The 18024-nt window shown below is 39.6% G+C and carries 18 protein-coding genes; 11 read left to right on the forward strand and 7 right to left on the reverse strand.

The window, feature by feature from the left end; translation table 11 throughout:
- Positions 1 to 5: 5 nt before the first annotated feature.
- The gene (locus tag IQ264_RS09645) at positions 6 to 941 is read left to right on the forward strand and encodes an ABC transporter permease (RefSeq protein ID WP_193980549.1); all 936 of its coding nucleotides are present in this window, start codon (positions 6 to 8) and stop codon (positions 939 to 941) included.
- Positions 942 to 1140: 199 nt separating this feature from the next.
- On the opposite strand, the gene IQ264_RS09650 is transcribed toward IQ264_RS09645, so the two are convergent.
- The 3 genes from IQ264_RS09650 to IQ264_RS09660 all read right to left on the reverse strand — a co-directional run bounded on the left by IQ264_RS09650 (position 1141) and on the right by IQ264_RS09660 (position 2796).
- Entirely contained in the window at positions 1141 to 1566 is a 426-nt protein-coding gene (locus IQ264_RS09650; protein ID WP_193980550.1) for an HNH endonuclease, read from the reverse strand.
- A gap of 6 nt (positions 1567 to 1572) precedes the next feature.
- Positions 1573 to 1977, reverse strand: a complete 405-nt coding sequence (locus tag IQ264_RS09655) for a hypothetical protein (protein WP_193980551.1) — start codon at positions 1975 to 1977, stop codon at positions 1573 to 1575.
- A gap of 63 nt (positions 1978 to 2040) precedes the next feature.
- Positions 2041 to 2796 (reverse strand): hypothetical protein, encoded by a 756-nt coding sequence (locus tag IQ264_RS09660; RefSeq protein ID WP_193980552.1) that lies wholly within the window; start codon positions 2794 to 2796, stop codon positions 2041 to 2043.
- Between the two features lie 164 nt (positions 2797 to 2960).
- Between IQ264_RS09660 and IQ264_RS09665 the strand changes: the two genes are divergently transcribed.
- The 6 genes from IQ264_RS09665 to IQ264_RS09690 all read left to right on the forward strand — a co-directional run bounded on the left by IQ264_RS09665 (position 2961) and on the right by IQ264_RS09690 (position 8347).
- Positions 2961 to 4295 carry an adenylosuccinate synthase gene (locus tag IQ264_RS09665; protein ID WP_193980553.1) on the forward strand — a complete coding sequence of 445 codons (1335 nt, stop codon included), beginning with the start codon at positions 2961 to 2963 and terminating at the stop codon, positions 4293 to 4295.
- A gap of 122 nt (positions 4296 to 4417) precedes the next feature.
- Positions 4418 to 5002: a 50S ribosomal protein L25/general stress protein Ctc gene (locus IQ264_RS09670; RefSeq protein WP_193980555.1), complete on the forward strand. Its 585-nt coding sequence runs from the start codon at positions 4418 to 4420 to the stop codon at positions 5000 to 5002.
- A gap of 226 nt (positions 5003 to 5228) precedes the next feature.
- Complete coding sequence (locus tag IQ264_RS09675) at positions 5229 to 6758, forward strand: AAA family ATPase (protein WP_193980557.1); 1530 nt, start codon at positions 5229 to 5231, stop codon at positions 6756 to 6758.
- A 60-nt stretch (positions 6759 to 6818) separates the two neighbouring features.
- On the forward strand, positions 6819 to 7187 hold the full coding sequence (locus tag IQ264_RS09680; protein ID WP_193980558.1) for a hypothetical protein: 369 nt from the start codon (positions 6819 to 6821) through the stop codon (positions 7185 to 7187).
- A 13-nt stretch (positions 7188 to 7200) separates the two neighbouring features.
- Entirely contained in the window at positions 7201 to 7989 is a 789-nt protein-coding gene (locus IQ264_RS09685) for a YdcF family protein (RefSeq protein ID WP_193980560.1), read from the forward strand.
- A gap of 130 nt (positions 7990 to 8119) precedes the next feature.
- Positions 8120 to 8347 (forward strand): hypothetical protein, encoded by a 228-nt coding sequence (locus tag IQ264_RS09690; protein ID WP_193980561.1) that lies wholly within the window; start codon positions 8120 to 8122, stop codon positions 8345 to 8347.
- A 122-nt stretch (positions 8348 to 8469) separates the two neighbouring features.
- Here IQ264_RS09690 and IQ264_RS09695 read toward each other — a convergent pair whose 3' ends face one another.
- Both IQ264_RS09695 and IQ264_RS09700 read right to left on the reverse strand, forming a co-directional pair.
- A complete protein-coding gene (locus tag IQ264_RS09695) occupies positions 8470 to 8694 on the reverse strand; it encodes a ferredoxin-thioredoxin reductase variable chain (protein ID WP_193980575.1) in 225 nt (74 codons plus the stop codon).
- Positions 8695 to 9147: 453 nt separating this feature from the next.
- Positions 9148 to 10263: a sulfate ABC transporter substrate-binding protein gene (locus tag IQ264_RS09700; protein WP_193980562.1), complete on the reverse strand. Its 1116-nt coding sequence runs from the start codon at positions 10261 to 10263 to the stop codon at positions 9148 to 9150.
- Positions 10264 to 10549: 286 nt separating this feature from the next.
- Here IQ264_RS09700 and IQ264_RS09705 point away from each other — a divergent pair, with 286 nt between their 5' ends.
- The 4 genes from IQ264_RS09705 to IQ264_RS09720 all read left to right on the forward strand — a co-directional run bounded on the left by IQ264_RS09705 (position 10550) and on the right by IQ264_RS09720 (position 16084).
- Positions 10550 to 11956 carry a hypothetical protein gene (locus IQ264_RS09705; protein ID WP_193980563.1) on the forward strand — a complete coding sequence of 469 codons (1407 nt, stop codon included), beginning with the start codon at positions 10550 to 10552 and terminating at the stop codon, positions 11954 to 11956.
- A gap of 69 nt (positions 11957 to 12025) precedes the next feature.
- On the forward strand, positions 12026 to 13207 hold the full coding sequence (locus tag IQ264_RS09710; protein ID WP_193980565.1) for an aldo/keto reductase: 1182 nt from the start codon (positions 12026 to 12028) through the stop codon (positions 13205 to 13207).
- A 51-nt stretch (positions 13208 to 13258) separates the two neighbouring features.
- Positions 13259 to 14005 carry a superoxide dismutase gene (locus tag IQ264_RS09715; RefSeq protein WP_193980566.1) on the forward strand — a complete coding sequence of 249 codons (747 nt, stop codon included), beginning with the start codon at positions 13259 to 13261 and terminating at the stop codon, positions 14003 to 14005.
- A gap of 315 nt (positions 14006 to 14320) precedes the next feature.
- Positions 14321 to 16084 carry a hypothetical protein gene (locus IQ264_RS09720; protein WP_193980568.1) on the forward strand — a complete coding sequence of 588 codons (1764 nt, stop codon included), beginning with the start codon at positions 14321 to 14323 and terminating at the stop codon, positions 16082 to 16084.
- 317 nt (positions 16085 to 16401) lie between these two features.
- On the opposite strand, the gene rsmG is transcribed toward IQ264_RS09720, so the two are convergent.
- A complete protein-coding gene (rsmG, locus tag IQ264_RS09725; protein ID WP_193980569.1) occupies positions 16402 to 17160 on the reverse strand; it encodes a 16S rRNA (guanine(527)-N(7))-methyltransferase RsmG in 759 nt (252 codons plus the stop codon).
- 3 nt (positions 17161 to 17163) lie between these two features.
- A complete protein-coding gene (locus IQ264_RS09730; RefSeq protein ID WP_193980571.1) occupies positions 17164 to 17865 on the reverse strand; it encodes an ABC transporter ATP-binding protein in 702 nt (233 codons plus the stop codon).
- Positions 17866 to 18024 lie beyond the last annotated feature (159 nt).

The following is an 18024-nucleotide window of genomic DNA, read 5'->3' on the forward strand; positions in this document are numbered from 1 at the left end:
AATTTATGGACAACCTAAACTTTTTCACCGACTATCTAATTGCCAGTTTACGCCTCGCAGTTCCCCTAGCTTTTGCCGCTTTGGGAGGACTTTTTTCCGAACGTTCAGGAGTAATTAATATTGCCTTGGAAGGAATGTTATTATCTGGCGCATTTGCTAGCGCCGTCGGAGCATTTTTTACAGGTAATGTTTGGGTAGGGTTACTATTAGCGATCGTCATCGGTGGAATAGTCGGACTTTTACACGCTTACCTCTGCGTTAGTTTAAGAGTCGATCAGTTAGTGTCAGGATTAGCAATTAATCTCACTGCTGTTGGTTTAACTTCCTTTTGGGCAAGAATCTTATTTAATAGTGGACAAGCACAAAAACTTCCCGGAATAGATGCGATCGCCATTCCCGGATTAAAAAATATCCCAATCATCGGTTCTCTGTTCTTTAATCAAGACCCCTTAATTTACCTCTTATTCCTCTTAGTTCCCCTCACCACATATCTAATATTTCGCACTAGTTTAGGTTTATCTTTACGGGCGGTTGGAGAATATCCACGCGCCGCCGATACTGCGGGAGTTTCTGTTAGTTTAGTGCGTTATGTAGCTGTGATAATTAGCGGTTGTCTTGCCAGTTTAGGCGGAGCATATTTAACTTTAGTTCATGTAAACTTCTTTGTGGAAGGCATGAGTGCTGGTAAAGGTTTTATTGCCTTAGCTGCATTAATTTTCGGCAGATGGCATCCTGTAAGTGTTGCTTTAGCTTGTTTATTATTCGGCGCTACAGAAGCTTTGCAATTACGAATTCAAGCGTTTAATTTGAATATTCCTTATCAATTTTTGGTGATGTTACCTTATATAATTGCCCTGTTAGCTTTAGTAGGATTAGCTGGAAAATCTACCCCTCCCGCCGCACTTGGTAATCCTTATATTCCTGAAAGTCGCGATAGTTGAACCAACAAAAAACCCCACTCATTCGCGGGGTAAAAGTTGCTGTTTGTTGTAGTTTCTCAGAGAAGATAGAGTTAAAAATATTTAATTTCTCTATATGACTTTAGTTTCTCACTCTAAGGTAAGTTATTACTTCCCCCATTCGTTTCACCCAACTGGGTGATATTGAGAAATCGGTATCAGTAACTACCAAATAATAAATTTAGTTTGCCGGAGGATGCCAACCGCTAATTGCCCATCGTCGCCTAGCTGCAACTATAACTGAATTGTTCATTCGTAAACGTACAATTGTTGCTCTTCCAATATTAGTTAAACCTTCAATTTTTGTACTGTCATAACTCCAAGCAAAATGCTCATACCAATTCTGTGTGCGAGGGTTAAAAAGAGGTACAGTTTCTCCTGTCACAGGGTCTACAGCTTCGGTTGCATCACTCTTAAATTCATTGCAAGAACGACAGGCTAAACAAACATTTTTAAAGCTAGTTTCTCCACCTTTAGAGACAGGTTGAATATGATCGTAAGACATTGGAATGCCACTATTGGCTTCACTAGTTAAACAATAACAGCATCGCTGGCGATCGCTTTCTGCAATCAAATTTCTTAAACTTTCCGAAATATATGTAGACATGAGTTCTTAAAGCATTGGTACGAGATTTCCCCGCCAACGAAGTAACACTGCTGCCTGTGCTTTTTTTAACATAAAAAGGTCAGCTTCTTGTCGCAATGCCATCAATTCTAAACGTTCCGCTTCTGTGAGTGTTCCCTTAGAATTTCTTTCTAAAAGAGCGTCGTATCGTTCCATTTCTCCTGCTGTTTTCCGACTATTAACAATCTGCCATAAAGTATTGTCGTCTAGTTTATCAAAAGCAGCAATATCAGCTTGAAACTCTTCTGGTACATCATCCCATTGAGGAGGGCTCCCAACTTGTAAGGCATGGAGGATAACTTCTTCAATCGATCGCTGTGTCGCATTAGCAGTATTCACCAAGCGTTGATAAAGTATTTCTGGAATTTCCAGGGTAATAGTTTCAGTTGACATATTTATTCCTGACTTAAGCTAAATCTTCAACCTATGCTCTCCAATTCAAGAAGTAAAGTAAAATTATGCCTTACTTAATAATTCCAAAAACTCCTGCACTACTTTTTGTGACTGGTTATAACAACGTTCTGCATCAAATCTTTGAATCCAAACGATACCATGATAATGAAATAAACGATCTTGCTCATGTTCCTCCGCAGAACGGGACGCTGGATGATAGGGTTGACCGTCCACGTAGAGAATACCCCACTTACCATTATGGCAAATCAGAAAATCAGGTTCTCGATTCTGTCTGTTAGCTAAACTTCCTAACCGTCCTTTACAATTGGGGAAAAATAGAATACCTCTCTCTTCTAATGCTTCTGCAATTTTAATTTCAGTTTTTGAGCGGAAACGTAAGTTATTCCATCTAAGCTCTGCTGAGATCCCCTGATTGTTTATTTCTTCCTTATAAATGGGTATATTTTTTATATTAGAAATCATATATTTATAACCATTTTTAATAATTATATATCCATCATACTTAAGGAATTCGTTAAGATAATCTACAGCTGTTTCAACTTTAAATTCAGTTTCTAGAAAGTCTCGTTCGTCTAGTAAGGCACAAATCATTCTTGCCATTTTTGAGTTTCCATTAAGTTCTTTGATTTTTTCTTCTGCATAAAACCGACGAGATGGAAAACCTTGTCCATATACATCCGCAGACCCAAACTGGTTGAAAAAGTCCACAAGGTTAGAACCAGACCTATAGGGAGAAATCTTCTTGTCGCCTGTGACAACTTGGGCTAATGCAGAAATTGTTTTATCAGAGATTTGCATATACTGAAGGAGTTTAATAAAACTAATTAATTAGCATAATCCAGTCACCAATCCCCTATCCCCAAAACCAAGCTTAGACAGAAATTATCTATTCACCTTGACAACAGTCCCCATTTCTGCTAAAAATAGAGATTTGTGGAAACTTTAGCAATTTTAATAAACCTTTGGCTAACGTTATTGTAATTGGTGCCCAGTGGGGCGATGAAGGGAAGGGCAAGATAACAGATTTACTAAGTAAATCAGCAGATGTTGTAGTACGTTATCAAGGGGGTGTCAATGCTGGACACACCGTTGTAGTTCAAGGACAAACCTTTAAACTACATTTGATTCCTTCTGGCATATTGTATCCAGAAACCCAGTGCATCATTGGTTCTGGCACCGTCATCGACCCCAAAGTGTTAATTGGAGAGTTGGATCAGTTAAAAGAACTGAACATCTCCACCGAAAATTTAATGATTTCCCAGACGGCGCACGTCACGATGCCTTATCATCGCATGATTGACCAAGCATCGGAAGAACGGCGTGGAGATTTTAAAATTGGTACTACAGGTCGGGGAATCGGCCCTACTTATGCCGATAAATCCGAGCGAACTGGTATCCGTATTTTAGACTTAATCGAGCCAGAGACACTGCGCGAACAGTTGCACTGGACAATTACTTACAAAAACGCCATTCTGGAAAAACTATACAATTTGCCGCCTCTTGACCCGGAAGCGGTAATAGAGGAGTATTTAGACTATGCAGAGCGTTTGCGACCTCATGTAGTCGATTGCTCTTTAAAAATTTACGATGCAGTGCAGCGGAAGCGCAATATCCTATTTGAAGGAGCGCAAGGCACGCTGTTAGATTTGGATCATGGTACTTATCCTTACGTTACCTCATCCAATCCGGTAGCTGGTGGGGCTTGTGTGGGTGCTGGTGTTGGCCCGACAATGATCGATCGCGTCATCGGCGTATCCAAAGCTTACACCACCAGAGTCGGAGAAGGGCCTTTTCCCACCGAATTAAGCGGTACACTAGGAGAGTTGCTGTGCGATCGCGGTGCGGAATTCGGCACAACCACAGGACGGAAACGCCGTTGTGGTTGGTTTGATGCTGTGATTGGTCGCTATGCCGTGCGGATCAACGGCATTGACTGTCTCGCCGTTACCAAACTCGACGTTCTCGACGAACTCGAAGAAATTAAAGTTTGTGTTGCTTACGAAATTGATGGTCAACGCTGCGAGGACTTTCCTAGCAGTTCTCGTCTTTTTGCCAATTGTCGCCCAATCTATAAAACTTTACCAGGTTGGCAACAATCAACGGCAGACTGTCGCACCCTAGAGGACTTACCTAGCAAAGCATTGGACTATCTGAAATTCCTTGCCGAATTGATGAAAGTGCCAATTGCGATCGTCTCTTTAGGCGCAAGTCGCGACCAAACAATCATCGTGGAAGACCCCATTCACGGCCCAAAAAGAGCATTATTGCATCCTGACGGCACCCCCGTATCTGTCTGAAAATCTCATTTCTAAAATTCCCCAATTAGATCTGAATTTTCACAGAATCAAAATCGGCAAATCACAAATTGCCAACCCAATCTGACCTCGAAAAATCTCAAATTAAACTCTAAAATCGGAAAATGGAACTCACAGTTGAATGTCAAAAGCGTACAGCAGAATCTAAACCTAATACTCTGCGTCGCAACGGTTTAACTCCCGCCGTTTTATACGGTCACAATGGTACAGAATCAGTTGCTTTAACCTTGGATGCTAAAGCAGCAGAAACATTAGTCAAAAAAGCCTCTCTGAATAATACGCTGATTAATGTGAACATCCCTGATGTGTCTTGGAGTGGTAAAACTCTGTTGCGGGAAGTACAAACTCATCCTGCCAAAGGTTTTATTTATCACCTCAGCTTTTTTGCTGTAGCGTCACAAAAGAGTTTAGAAGTAGAAGTACCTCTGCATTTTGTTGGTGAAGCAGCAGGCGTAAAACTAGGTGGTGGAATGTTAGATCCTGTAATGACAGAAGTGACAGTACAATGTCCTCCTGACAGCATTCCTGATGCCATTGAAATCGATGTTTCTGCTATGGATGTTGGCGATGCACTGCATATCCGGGAAGTACCTTTACCCGCAGGCGTTAAAGTAGTTGGCGATCCTGACCAAGTAGTTGTTAGCGTTCTTCGTGCTCAAGGTGGAACGGAAGAAGCATCAGCTGAGTAAATTTTACTCAAATAAAGGTATGATTTGTTTACTAGACCAGGGTTCTATTCCCTGGTTTTTTTCTGTTTGTGACAGTGTAAGGTGTGTCAGATATAAAAACTTTAAATGAACAGAGGGTTTAGCTTTTCTGACACACCTTATAAAGTTGTAAATATGTATGAATGGTGCGTTACGTTATCACTAACGCACCCTACAAAATCTGTGATTTGTAATTTGTAGGTGACAAATGAGTGAAACTAACTTGCCTCCTGTGATTCAAGAAATGTTAAACCCTGGATTTTATCCTCATCCAGTACAAGAACCAATAAAGTTAATTCAAACTCATGTCTCTTATGTTTTATTGACGGGAGATTATGCTTATAAACTGAAAAAAACGGTGAATTTTGGCTTTTTGGATTATTCCACTTTGGAATTACGAGCTCATTTCTGCCGTCAAGAATTGGCAATGAATAAACGCGGCGCTGCGGAAATTTATCTGGAGGTTTTACCGATTACTCAAACAGATAATAAATTAGAATTGGGAGGAAGTGGTGAAGCTGTTGAATATACATTAAAGATGTGTCAGTTTCCCCAAGATAATCTGTTGATTAACTTGTTCCATCAAGGAAAATTAACGGAAGAAATGGTAGAAGATTTGGGTAGATTAGTGGCACAATTCCACAGGAAATGTCCAACTAATGATTATGTTCTTTCCTTTGGAGAAGTTGCTAAAGTTCGGCAGGCTTTTGATGAAAATTACGAACAAACAGCAAAATATATTGGATTAGCTCAAACTCAAGAGCAATTTGATGCTACTAGAGAGTTTACAGATAAATTTTTTGCTACTAAACAAGAAGTTTTAAATAGCAGAATTAAAAAGGGTTGGATTCGGGAATGTCACGGAGATTTACACTTGGGAAATATTTGTCTTTGGCATGACAAAATTCTCTTGTTTGATTGCATTGAGTTTAATGAACCTTTCCGGTTTGTTGATGTAATGTATGATGTGGCTTATGGGGTAATGAATTTTTTGGTGGGAAATCGCCCTGATTTAGCTAATGCTTATTTAAATACTTACCTGGAAGAAAGTGGTGATTGGGAAGGTTTACAAGTTTTGCCTTTATATGTGAGTCGTCAAGCTTATGTTCGGGCGAAAATAACTTCTTTTCTGTTAGATGATTCGGGTGTTCCTGATGCTGATAAAGAGCAAGCTAAGGTTACAGCTAGTCAGTATTACAAAATGGCTTTGGATTGTACTAAGCTTGGACAGGGAAATTTAATTATAATGTCGGGTGTTTCCGGTTCAGGAAAGAGTACAGTTGCGAAAAAAATTGCTCGCCAAAATAATGCTATTCACATTCGTTCTGATGCGGTGAGAAAACATTTTGCTGGTGTTTCTTTGTCAGAAAGGGGAGGAGATGAATTATATACTCCAGAAATGACGGAAAGAACTTACTCTAGGTTGTTGGAGTTAGGAATTTTGCTGGCTTCGGCGGGTTATTCGGTGATTTTGGATGCGAAATACGATCGCCAATCCCTCAGAAAACCAGTAATCGCAGCCGCCGAAAAACATCACTTACCTTTACAAATTTTACACTGCACTGCACCGGAATCAATTTTGCGCGATCGTCTTAATTCCCGCACAAGCGATATTTCTGATGCAACTGCTAATCTGTTAACGAATCAATTAGCTACTGCGGAAGCTTTCACGGAAGAAGAGAAAGTTTTTGTGAAAACTTTGGATACTACCCAAGATTTAACAGCACAATTGAAGTAGGGAAATGGTTAAAGGGGAAAGACAAGTTTAAAGCTTTTCCCTTTATTTAGGAATTTTTTTATGAACCGCTCCAGGCGCGGAGGACACAGAGAGGAGAAAAGGAGGAGTTTACAACTGAATAAGATTCCTCTATCTGCACTTAAAGTTAGTCTGTTTTTTCTAGTGGCTTTCTTGTTACTAGGAAAACCTTTACTTTGGAGTTTCAGTTTAGCTGTTTTAGCGGGAATCGCTACGGGATTGATCGTTACGGGATGGCACAGCAAAGAGTTACCTACTGAGCAAAAATTTTCTCCTGAACTCACCAAAGTCCTGGAAGATAAAGTAGAAAAAGAAACTAAGAAACGGCAACCTAAAAGATCCCGTCGCCAACCTCAAAAAAGTTGGTTTTTCTGGAAAAATCCGCGCCGTCCTCCTAAAAAACGTCGTTAAAATTGAAGTGAAAATGTTTTTGTTTTTCTCGAAGTTACTGCCAATTTTCATTTACCCTTTAGGATTAGTTTCCCTGTTGCTGATTATAGCTTTAATGATGATTTGGCGGCGACCAAAATGGGCGGCAGGGTTAATTGCTGGGGCGTTGATTATCTTATTTTTATTAAGTAATTATTGGGTTTCTAGCGCCTTAATTAGATCTTTGGAATGGCAAAATCTTCCTAAAGGTGAATTACCAAATGTGTCAGCTATTGTGGTTTTAGGAGGCGCTGTTTTGGCAAAAGTACCTCCCCGTCCTTGGGTGGAAGTTAGCGAAGAAGGCGATCGCATTCTCTACGGCGCTAAATTATACCGAGATGGCAAAGCCCCAAAACTTATCTTGAGTGGCGGACGCATTGATTGGAAAAATACAGGCGATCCAGAGTCTAAAGATATGGCAGAACTTGCTCAATTTATGGGAATTCCCAAAACAGCAATTCTCGAAGATCCGACTTCCTTAAACACTTATGAAAACGCCGTCAACGTCCGAAAAATTCTCGATTCCCAAGGCATAGAGCGGCGGGTTTTGTTAGTTACTTCGGCACTTCATTTACCGCGATCGCTTGCCATTTTTAAACGTCAAGGAATAGATGCTATCCCAGCTCCCACCGATTTTATTACCATAGAAAAAGACTCAGAAGAAGTTACCTGGCAAGGAACATTACTAAATTTCCTCCCAGATGTAGGAAGATTAGCCTATAGCACTCGTGCTTTAAGAGAGTACATCGGCATCATCATCTACCGACTGCGAGGATGGCTTTAGTAATTTTAGATTTTGAAATGGGAATAGAGCGAATTTAGAAAATTATTGGTAGTTTGGTAACAAGTGTAATTTGCTAAACCTACGCCTACTTCTCTATTTTCAAGAGAAATAATATTACCTCCTAACCATTATGACAGAAGAATTAAGACGCATTATTCCTACTCCGCCACCACCAGCAGACGAAGTGTTTGCTGTTCAACAGGTAAGCGGAGAGTTTTACCGGGAAGTACAATATCGCCAAGAATTTGAGCGCTACTGCCAATGGTATTACATGACAGCTGAGCGCCACCGACAAGAGTTAGAGCAAATGCGAGGTGAATTATGTATTTTTAGATGGTTCCTCAGAGGTCGCCGTTAGTGCAGTGCAGCAGAAATGATTGAAGCAATTGAAAGCAGGTAAAAAGCTGAACAGAAAAACCTTCTTCCCTTCTGCCTTCTGCCGTTCGGCTGACGCTCACGGAAGCCTTCTGCCTTATGGCGCTAGTCTATTAGTTCAACCTCATTTTCGCGGAAATGAGCTTTAAATTTTTTGTCAAACTTGACCTGTACAGGAAGGTTCGCACTCACAGGTCTACCTTGCCACTCATGTATGATCGCGGTAATTTCTCCTTCCAGACCCTGGATATCAAAGGGTTGACCCCGATGTTCAGGATGATGGTAAACAATGACTGACTGTTTAACCCGTATGCGATCGCCAATTTTCATAAACTCCTGTGTTTCCTTTTGAGGTACCTTCACCATGACTTTTAGTTAATTAAGCAATCACAGGGTCGCAATGAACCCAATGACAGCTTCAATGAATAACGACTTTGTTAATCTTTGCACAGAAGCGGCCTCAGATCGTTCGAGTCTAAATACTCATTGTTAAGTTCACACAGGAGTTTGGCACTTACTTATAATTATTTACTAACTCAGCAAATTCAAAGGATTTTAGCAATATATAGTCTACCTAGCATTAGAGAAATTTATTAACAAAAAAATTGGTCATAGGTAATTGATATGTGCTATTGGGTGGAAAAATTAAATCAACTATCAGCTATTTATTACTGAGATCTTACACTCCTGAGCAGAGCCTCTGTTTTTCGTTCCCAGGTTGAACCTGGGAACAAGTCAAATCCATGCTGCAAGATCTGAGTATTACCAAAAACTTAACTCAAATTATTTCTTACCAATGGAACTTTGAATTTGATCGAACATAGCACCATCAGCGAAAAACTTAGTTTGGGTGCCATTCCAACCCCCTAGCTGACTAACTGTAAATAAGTTGCCAATTTTAGGGAATTTATTACTAAATTCTGCGGCTACATTGGTGTTAACTGGTCGAAAACCCACCTGTGCAAAATCTCTTTGAGCTTCAGCAGAGAAGAGGTATTTGGCGAACGCCTCTACTACCTTACGATTTTTATGTTTGTCTACATTTTTATCAACTACAGCTACAGGGTTGTCGATCGAAATATTGACTTGAGGAATAATGTAAGGTTCGGTTTCACCTTGTTGTTTTGCTAAGAGAATTTCGTTTTCATAGTTCAACAACACATCCCCTTGTCCCTGCTTGTAAAAAACATCTGAAGCTTCACGCGCATCTCTGGGCAAAACAGGTACATTTCGATAAACTTGGCTGACAAAGTTACGCGCTGCTTGGTCATTTCCCCCAGTTCTAGTTACTGAGCCCCACAAAGCTAGGAAATTCCAACGCGCCACACCAGAAGTTTTCGGATTAGCAGTAATCACACTCACACCATTTTTGGCTAAATCTTGCCAACCTTTGATGCCTTTAGGATTACCTGGTTTAGTTACCAATGCTACTACTGACCTGCTAACGATCGCATTATTCGGTAATTTTCCTTCCCATCCCGGTTGAATTAAACTCGCTTGTTGAATGCGATTAGTATCTAAGGCCAAGGCTAAGTGTACAATATCAGCCTCCAGACCATCAATCACCGCACGAGTTTGCGAACCTGACCCACCATAGCTTTGGCTAAAGGTGACATTCTGACCAGTTTCCTTTTTCCACTTCGCCACAAATTTGGGAATGATTCGATCGTAAGCAGATTTAGTAACCGCAAAGGAAACTAAGCTAATTTGCACATTTCCCGGTTGTTGACTAACAGCTGGGTGAGACTGCAATACCCAACCGAAACTCAAACCAAAAGCTAAAAACAAAGCCAGAATCCGAAAAACAGGTAATTGGAACCACCGCCGTAAATTGGTTTTGCTAGCCTCAATGCTGCTAAAACGCCGTCGTACCAACTCTAAAAGACGACCATACCCCATTGATTAAATTCCCTCCGATGTAACTACGGTAATACAGTAGGAATACCGTAGTAAATAATCATAGATAAAAGAATTACACAAAAATCCCTGTAAAACAAGCACTAAACTGTTTTAATTTCGATCAGGTTATGTATAGCAACCGCCAAAGCGGTTAAGCCGGGATTAAGAGTTAGAACCCTTGTTTTTAAAGCTTTTCCCTTCTGCCCTCTGCCTTCTGCTATAGATGAAGGCAAAAGCTGCTTAAGAGTGCGATACTCTTTAAGTTGGGAATTCTCTGCACTCAGCTATGACCTCAACTCTTACTCTCAAAAAATCCCCGCGTCGTTTCCTTTGGTTGCAACGCATTCTTGCTATCATCGCCTTAGTCAATTTACTTTTAGTTTTCTTTGACTTGAGTTATATTCATTGGCGCGACTTTTACTTCCGTCACTTTCCCGAAGTTACTCAATTTTATGACCAAGTAAAGGGTATTGAACCGAATCGAGATACTCAGAATTATCTTAAGCAAGTAAATCAATTAGAAGCATTGGTAGCGGCGGAAGGTTTGCAGTCCCCGGAAGTGGAAACAGCATTAGCAGAATTACGTTTGTTGAGTAATCAAATGATTGAGGATAATCCATTTGCGATCGCTAATAAAAGCGGTTTGTTGGAGAAGATTAAAAATCAGATGCGCGATCGCCTCGTCCAAAATTCCGCCCATCAAGCTTTTAATAAATTTTGGAGTTCAGAATATTTTTCCCAAGTCGGTTGGTCATCAGAAATTAACTTTTTTAATTCCTCAATTCGTCCTTTGTTAGAAACTAATTATTATCGCCATATTGATATTAATAGTAAATTTGTCGATGATTTTTGGAAACTTGACCTACCGTTTATTATTTTATTTGCTCTCGACTACCTAGTGCGGACTTTTGCTATTAGTAGTCGTGACCCAAATCTCACTTGGTTAGAAGCCATGCTTAGACGTTGGTATGACCTATTTTTACTTTTACCTTTTTGGCGATGGTTGAGAGTAGTTCCCGTATTAATTCGCTTGAATCAATCAGAATTAGTAGATTTCAAACCGTTTAGATCGCAAATAAACCGAGATTTTGTCGCTAATTTTGCCCAAGAAATGACCGAAGTTGTCGGAATCAGAATGATTGATGGAATGCAAAACTCAATTAACCGAGGTGATGTAGCAAACTGGATGTTTAATTCAGAAAGTCGTCGTCCTTATGTTGATATTAATAATATTAATGAATTGAGAGCGATCGCATCCCGTTTAATCTGCATCAGCGTCTACGACGTACTTCCCCAAGTTCAACCCGATGTCGAAACATTACTACAATACATCATTAAAAGCGTCCTCAATCAATCCCCCGTTTACAGACAACTACAAAACATTCCAGGTGTTAATAAAGTACCCAATCAACTAGCAGAAAATTTAGCCAAAGATATCTCGCAAACAAGTTACAAAACCCTCAAAGCCGCCCTTGAAGATCCCGAAGTCGCAAAACTCGCCTCTCAGTTAGTTACCAATTTTGAAAAAGTCCTTGAAGAAGAATTGCAGAAAAAGCATAATTTCCAAGAAATTGAAAACTTACTAATAGATATGCTCGAAGAAATTAAAATCAACTACATCAAAGATATTGAACAAGAAGGCGTAGAAAAAACCTTAGATGAATCTTCTCAGTTGCGCCAAATAATTCAATAGTACCCATCTCTCACCCTAAATTTTGTTAGATTATTTAAAATAAATCCCATAGTTGTGAGTTAACCAACAATGCTTTATCGACGCTTTGGACGTACTAATCTTTCTATGCCTGTGTTTTCCTGTGGCGGAATGAGATATCAATATAAATGGCAAGATATCCCTGGCTGGCGTATTCCTTTGGATAACCAAAAGAATGTAGAAGCAACAATTCGTCGTTCAATTGAAATAGGAATTAATCACATTGAAACAGCCAGAGGTTATGGCACTTCCGAATTGCAATTGGGCAGAATTTTATCTAAATTACCCAGAAATGAAATCATTGTTCAAACCAAAATATCCCCAACAGCCGATCCGCAAGAATTCGCAAAAACCTTTGAAAAATCCATCAGTAATCTAAAATTAAACCATGTCGATTTACTGGGAATACATGGCATTAATAATGCCGAATTACTCGATTACACAATTCGTCCTAGCGGCTGCTTAGAAGTAGCGCAAAAACTCCAGAAACAAGGTAGAGTTAGGTTTATTGGTTTTTCCACTCATGCCCCAACAAATATTATTACTCAAGCCATAGAAACTAACCAATTTGATTATGTCAATCTTCATTGGTACTATATTAATCAAAATAATTGGTCAGCCATAGAAGCGGCGAAAAAACATGACATAGGCGTATTTATTATTAGCCCTTCTGACAAAGGTGGACAGCTTCATAACCCACCCCAAAAATTAGTAGATTTATGTTACCCTCTTAGTCCAATGGTGTTTAATGACTTGTTTTGTTTAAGTCATTCCCAAGTACATACTTTAAGTTTGGGTGCAGCTAAACCAACAGATTTTGATGAACATTTAAAAACTTTGCCTTTGCTCGATCGATCTGATGAAGTTCTACCTCCAATCATAGCCAGATTGGAAGCAGAAGCAATTAAAGTTTTAGGCGAAAACTGGGTAAAAACTTGGCACATCGGTTTACCTTCTCAGGAGGAAACACCAGGTAATATTAACATTCCCGTAATCTTATGGTTGCGAAATTTGGCGCTAGCTTACGATATGTATGATTATGCTAAAATGCGCTATAACTTACTAGGAAATGCCAGTCATTGGTTTCCAGGACAAAAAGCCGATAAAGTTCAAGAATTCGACTTGCGCCAATGTTTAATTAATAGTCCTCATGCAGATAAAATCCCGGCTTTGTTAGCAGAAGCACATCAATTGTTAGGTGGCGGAGAAGTTAAACGCCTTTCGCAAGAATAAGGATTTTTAAAATGCGTTTACACTGAGAAAGTGAAAGATTTGGTAGTGCTTATGATTCTCAACCGACGCAACTTTTTAGTTTTAGCTGGAAGCAGTATTGGTGCAGTAACTTTGGGTGCTTGTCAAGCATCTGGAGATAGTATTACTACCGCAGAAAGAGAAACGAATGTAGCACAAAACACAGGGGTATTTACATTACCACCTTTACCATATAGCTACAATGCTTTAGAACCGCATATTGATGCGCGAACGATGGAATTTCACCATGATAAACATCATGCAGCTTATGTGAAGAATCTGAATGATGCGATTGCCAAATATCCCAACTTAAAAGGCAAAACTGCTGAGCAATTACTACAAAATCTGAACACTGTACCACAAGATATTCGCACCACCGTTCGCAACAATGGCGGCGGACATTATAACCATAGTATGTTTTGGCGAATCATGAAACCAAATGGCGGCGGAGAACCCACAGGTGAAATTGCTACAGCTATTAACACCGCTTTTGGTAGTTTTACCGAATTCAAACGACTATTTAATGAGTCTGGTAGCAAACGTTTTGGTAGTGGTTGGGTTTGGTTAGTTCGCAATCCCGATGGTAAATTAGGAATCATGAACACTGCTAACCAAGACAGTCCATTAATGGAAGGAAAATTTCCCATTATGGGTAACGACGTTTGGGAACACGCCTATTATTTGAAATACCAGAACCGTCGCGCTGACTATTTAAATGCCTGGTGGAACGTCCTCAACTGGGATGAAATTAACAAACGCTTTAAGTTAGCCAACGCCTAGAATCTATCTGCTTGATGAAAAAAAATTCATCGCTGTAATTCGCCCTGGCAGCTATTATTTATACCAAAATTTCTTCAATAAAACAGGACTTACGTACAACTAACTTTGTCGAGTTATTAGTGTAAGTCCTGTTTTTATTTACTTAAATTTAGTTATTCAACTTTAGAAAATTTTTAGTATTCTTTTTAACTGTATAATTCATTACCAGATAAAATTTTATCTGAGCAAATATATTTAATCAGACATCCGATTTTTACGTTATAAAAATGTAGTAATCGCTGAAACAGAGTGCTTTCCTACAAAATCAAAACACCAATGGTCAGATTAACCAGTATTTTGCCAACCACAACTATTGAAAAGCTAGAAGCAACGGCTATTAGTCAAAGAAAAAAATCTACCATAAGGTTGATTTTTTGGTTAATAGCTATATTGTTGGGTGCCATTCAAGCATGGGCTAATCGTTTCGATCTTTTCTCAGAAGATGGCCTTTCCTATATAGATATAGCGGATGCTTATTTACGTGGTGATTGGCAAGCAGCCATCAATGGCAATTGGAGTCCCCTTTATTCTTGGATACTTGGGTTGTTTTTCTTCATTTTAAAACCATCTTCTTATTGGGAGTTTCCCACTGTTAAGCTTGCCAATTTTTTGATTTTTTTGTTTTCTTTGGCTTGTTTTGAATTTTTGTTATTTACAGTGATTTCTAACTATAAAGCTAAATCACTATTTCAATCTTTTCAGGGCGCAACTTTAATTCCTGAATGGGCATGGTTAATTTGGGGATATATTCTCTTCATTTGGTCTTCTTTAAGGTGGATTGGTGTAGAATGCGATACTCCTGATATGTGTACAGCTGCACTGATTTACTTAGCTGCGGCAATAGTACTACGGATAAATAACAAATCAAGTTCTTGGCGTAATTTCATCATTTTGGGCTTAGTGCTTGGGATTGGTTATTTATCTAAATCTGTAATGTTTCCCTTGGCTTTTCTCTTTCTTACCATAGCCATGCTTTCAGCCGGAAAGATTCATCAAACCCTACCTAAAACTTTAGTTGCCTTGTTAATTTTTGCCTTAATAACAACTCCTTACATTAGTGCAATTTCCTTACAAAAAGGCCGCCCGACTATTGGCGAAGCCGGAAAGTTAAGTTATGCCTGGTACATTAGCCCAGAAGTAAAAGATCATTACTGGCGAGGAGAACCACCTAATAGCGGTATACCCAAAAATCCACCGAGGAAAATTTTTAATAATCCTCCTGCTTATGAATTTAGTACTCCTTTAAAAGCAACTTACCCGATTTGGTACGACCCTTCATATTGGAATGATGGGCTGAAAGCGAAGTTCAATTTTTTGAAACAAATAAAAGTTACCTTTTCTAATTTCACACATTACTACAACCTGTTTCTCGCAATTTTGATCTTTGGATATTTAATTCTAGTTAGTGTTGGTGGCTCAATTTCCGATTCTAGGAAAGAGTTAGTGGTTAATTGGAGATTGTTTGCCCCAGCAATAGCCGGATTACTGATTTACATGGTAGTAACTGATTTGACACATCTTCAACCTTTTGATACTCGATATACTGCCCCATTCATAGTGCTTTTATTTGCTGCTACTTTGTCGAGTGTACGTTTGCCCAATTCTTTGGAAGTGAAAAGACTGCTAATTGGGATGACTTTGGGAATTTTTATCGTATTTGGGGGCAAATTTGCCATCGAGTTACTAAAAGATTTCAGTCATGCGATCTATCAACCTCAGCATATTTACTGGGAAATTGCTGAAGGTTTAAAGGACTTGGGAATTCAACCGGGAGATAAGGTAGCACATCTTGGGTACAAGAAATATTATTGGGCTAGATTAGCCAAGGTGAAAATTGTGGCAGAAATTCCCGATGCTGGAAAATTTTGGCAGGAGGATCGAGTTACTCGCAATCAAGCTTTTCAAGCTTTGCAGGCTACAGGAGCAAAAGTTGTAATTTTAAAAACAGGAGTAAAGGTACCAGAATCTCAATCTGTAAGTGGTTGGCAAAAGTTGGGTAAAACTCAAACTTACGCTTATGTTTTGTCAAATCGGTTTTAAGTTATGAGTGTTGAGCTAAATTGTATTGATAACTCAATACTCATGACTAATCCTGTTACCTTGATAGGACTTACGCAAGTGTCACAATTGAATTAAGTTGTAGGGTGCGTATAGCCTTCGGCATTTAAGAAAAATGCCAATATAAAGCATCATCTAATATCAAACAAAAAAAGGACGCAACAAATCGGAGATCCCCCTAAATCCCCCTTACAAAGGGGGACTTAAAGCAGAGTCTTGTTCCCCCCTTACAAAGGGGGGTTAGGGGGGATCAACTATATATAGCAAGTTCACCAAGATTTAATATCAAACACCCTACTTTATCTTTTAAGTTTTACCTTTTGGTTTGGTTCAATCACTGCGACTTTTCGCAAATGCAAACAATGACGAATGCTGTTACTAATGGGTGTGGTAAAAGGATCGATTAATTCGATCGCACCTCCCAAACTCCCCAAAGTCGATCGCAAATCTGCCGCTTCTTCCTCCGTCCAATTACCACGATACAGAATTGCCAATCCCCCAACTTTGAGAAAAGGCAAAGCATACTCTGCACAAACTAAAGCCGATCCAACTGCGCGAATTACCGCAATATCATAAACTTCTCTATATTGAGATTGTTTGCCCAATTCTTCCGCCCGACCTGTTAAAGTAGTAGCATTTTTAAGTTTTAATTCATAAATTAAACTATCTAAAAAAGCCAATTTCTTCCTAGTTGAATCGAGCAAAGTTACTTGCCAATTCGGTTTAGTAATGGCGATCGGCACACCCGGAAAACCTGCACCAGTGCCAATATCAATTATTTGGGGATTGGGAATGACAGGCAAGATGCTTGTCCTACGATCCGATTTTGTCTTATCCAAAAAAGGGGCAATTCCTCGCAAAGAATCCCAAAGATGTTTTTCCCAAAAATCAGTTGGTTCAGTAATGCGAGTTAAATTTAGTTGACGATTTCCCTGATAAATTAACTCATAAAGTAATTGAAATTGGCTTAATTCTTCACTACTCGGTTGCCAATTTAATGTTGTTTGCCAGAGTTCCGACATTTCCGGTAGCTGTGGCGTTTCTATTTGATTAGTCATTGCTTACTTAACAGTAATTGTTCCCCCTTGTTCCTCAGCACTCCTGCTTTTGGAGTTTTCAGTTCTTAGTTTAACTGGGTCTACAGCTATTAATTCGCCGTGATTTAAAGTCCAACAGCGATCGGCTATTGCCAACAAATCTCCCGCATCGTGAGTAACCACAAATAAACTTAAATGATTCTTTAGTTTTGCTAACAAACTTACCAACTGCCGACGCATCGACCAATCTAAGCCAGCAGTCGGTTCATCCAACAATAATAAATGCGGCTGACGAATTAACTGCACTGCTAAAGCCAAACGTCGCTGTTGTCCACCACTTAAAGAATGTGGAGAAGTTCCTAATGATAAATGAGCTAATCCCACTTCTGTCAATGCTTCCTGAACTCGCTGGGAACCTAATTCTGGATGTCCCAAGCGCAATTCTTCCAAAATAGTACCACCACAGAAATAACGTTCGGGAAACTGAAACACTAACCCAGCCAATTGTTGCAAATGTTCAGGTGTCAATTCCTGATCTCGCCACAATACCCTGCCTGATGTGTTTTCACTTAACCCAGCCAACACTTCTAATAAGGTACTTTTGCCGGAACCACTAGGCCCAATCACTAACCCCATTTGCTGCGGTGCTAATTCCAGGTTGATGGATTTTAAAATCGGTGCCGGGGTAGCTGTCGGGTGATAACTAAGTTCTCGAAGATAGAGCATTCAGTAAAAAATATGAATCATTCTGTCATTATTGTGGCATAAGGGGAAAGGCAGAAGGCAGAAGGCAGAAGGCAGAAGGCAGAAGGGAAGAAAGGCAGAAGGCAGAAGGCAGAAGATTAAAAATTCCCCTTGTCCCCTTGTCCCCTTGTCCCCTTGTCC

This window comes from [Phormidium] sp. LEGE 05292 (assembly GCF_015207735.1).
In the GTDB taxonomy this organism is placed as follows: Bacteria; Cyanobacteriota; Cyanobacteriia; order Cyanobacteriales; family Aerosakkonemataceae; genus Floridanema.